This window comes from Nocardiopsis sp. TNDT3 (assembly GCF_003427465.1).
Taxonomy (GTDB): Bacteria; Actinomycetota; Actinomycetes; order Streptosporangiales; family Streptosporangiaceae; genus Nocardiopsis; species Nocardiopsis dassonvillei.
Map to the genome: position 1 here is coordinate 1 of NZ_QPFC01000267.1, position 1,621 is coordinate 1,621.

Below are 1,621 nucleotides of genomic sequence, written 5' to 3' on the forward strand. Positions count from 1 at the left end.
TGCCGCGACCACCGGTCTTGACCTGCGCCTTGACGACGACGCGGGGCTTGCCGGCGGCGGCGAACTCATCAGCGATGGCACGCGCCTCAGCGGCCGTGCTCGCCACCTTCCCCTGGGGTACGGGAACCCCGTACTCTGCGAAGAGTTGCTTCGCCTGGTATTCGAACAGGTCCACGAGGGTCCGTCCTTGTAACTCGCTGGCTCAGGATGTCTACCGGGGTGGCCTCGTCCGGATCGGCTGTGACCCACTGACACGTGTCACACGGGGCGCACGAGGCACAACCCCGCGGTCTGCGCCGCTTACAGAAGATCGAGATCGCCGCGGCGTTGCCACCCGCGACATGCGCAAAGCTTAGTCGCCTGAAATCCGGCCGCCAGACACCGGGGGCGGGGTTGACCGGCCCCGGCCCGTCCCAAAAGCCGCTCAGGCGGCGTCGCGGAAGCACCCGCGTGGGAAAATATGTGACCAGGGACACGACATAACACCACGGGGGCGCCTTTCGCCCGGATACGGCCCCCTGGACGGGTGCGACCAACATCACCCGGCGAAGAAGGGGACGGAGGGAACTCCTGTGGCGCGTGAGGGGCTCAGGCCGCGTGCGCCGGACGGACGTTCTCCCGCACCCAGTCGGCGATCTCCGAAGTCGGAGCGCCCGGAGTGAAGATCTTGGCGACGCCCAGGCGTTCGAGTTCGGCGATGTCGGCGTCGGGGATGATCCCGCCGCCGAACACCCGGATGTCCTCCGCGCCGTTCTCCCTGAGCAGCTCCAGGACCCGGGAGAACATGGTCATGTGGGCGCCGGAGAGCACGGACAGTCCGATGGCGTCGGCGTCCTCCTGGAGCGCGGCCGCCACGATCATCTCGGGCGTCTGGCGCAGACCCGTGTAGATGACCTCGACACCGGCGTCACGCAGCACGCGGGCCACGATCTTGACACCGCGGTCGTGTCCGTCCAGCCCCGGTTTGGCTACGACGATCCGTGGTGCGCCCTCGGCCATGGCAAACCCCTCACGAGTGTTCCCCCGACCGCCCGGCCCTCCTTGTGGGAGGCCCCCGGGTGCGCGGGGACGAGACGATGAACTCGCATGAAGCGTAACGCAGGTCACTGTCGGGTGACGGGCGCGGGGACGGGTATCGTCCGAACATGGGAGACGATGTCACCGAATTCGACCAGACCAGCACAGAGGACCTGCGGGACCGCGCCGTCGAACTGGCACGGCAGCGGTGGGACCTGCGCTTCTTCTGGCGGCTCCTCAGGCTGATCCCGGCCGCCGAGGCGGCGGCGGGCAACGAGGAGGCCAGTGAGGCGAGCGTCGCCCAGCTGTCCGGTTTCGTGTACGAGGCGCTGTCCGCCGAGGCCGACCCGGACGTCCAGGAGGCGTTGCGCCCGGTGTACGTGCAGTACCTCCTCGACCACGGTGAGACCGCCGAGGGCGTGACCGGGGACGGTGGCGCGGGGGCCACCGGGATCCCCGGCGGCGCCGACGCCCCGGCCAGCGGCACGGAAGGCCCCGTGCGCGGCGGCGCGGACGCCCCCGCGAACCCTCCCGCGCCCGGGACGCGCGACGACCGCGGCGGCCCCCTCTGAGCCCCTCGTAGACGGCGGGCCTCCGGGCCGGT

3 protein-coding genes are annotated in these 1,621 nt (G+C 70.5%); 1 reads left to right on the forward strand and 2 read right to left on the reverse strand.

The features are described from left to right. Window positions 1-175, reverse strand: a 175-nt coding sequence (locus DQW06_RS07305) for an ATP-grasp domain-containing protein (protein WP_198662396.1), incomplete at its 3' end; no start/stop codon positions are given. 413 nt (window positions 176-588) lie between these two features. Continuing rightward, window positions 589-999 (reverse strand): cobalamin B12-binding domain-containing protein, encoded by a 411-nt coding sequence (locus DQW06_RS07310; RefSeq protein ID WP_013151118.1) that lies wholly within the window; start codon window positions 997-999, stop codon window positions 589-591. A 146-nt stretch (window positions 1,000-1,145) separates the two neighbouring features. Here DQW06_RS07310 and DQW06_RS07315 point away from each other — a divergent pair, with 146 nt between their 5' ends. Next, entirely contained in the window at window positions 1,146-1,589 is a 444-nt protein-coding gene (locus DQW06_RS07315; protein WP_071621265.1) for a hypothetical protein, read from the forward strand. Window positions 1,590-1,621: the final 32 nt, after the last annotated feature.

What these genes read in the sequence shown, in the direction of transcription:
- DQW06_RS07310 (WP_013151118.1), bottom strand. Translation starts at nt 999, where the DNA reads ATGGCCGAGGGCGCACCACGGATCGTCGTAGCCAAACCGGGGCTGGAC.
- DQW06_RS07315 (WP_071621265.1), top strand. Translation starts at nt 1,146, where the DNA reads ATGGGAGACGATGTCACCGAATTCGACCAGACCAGCACAGAGGACCTG.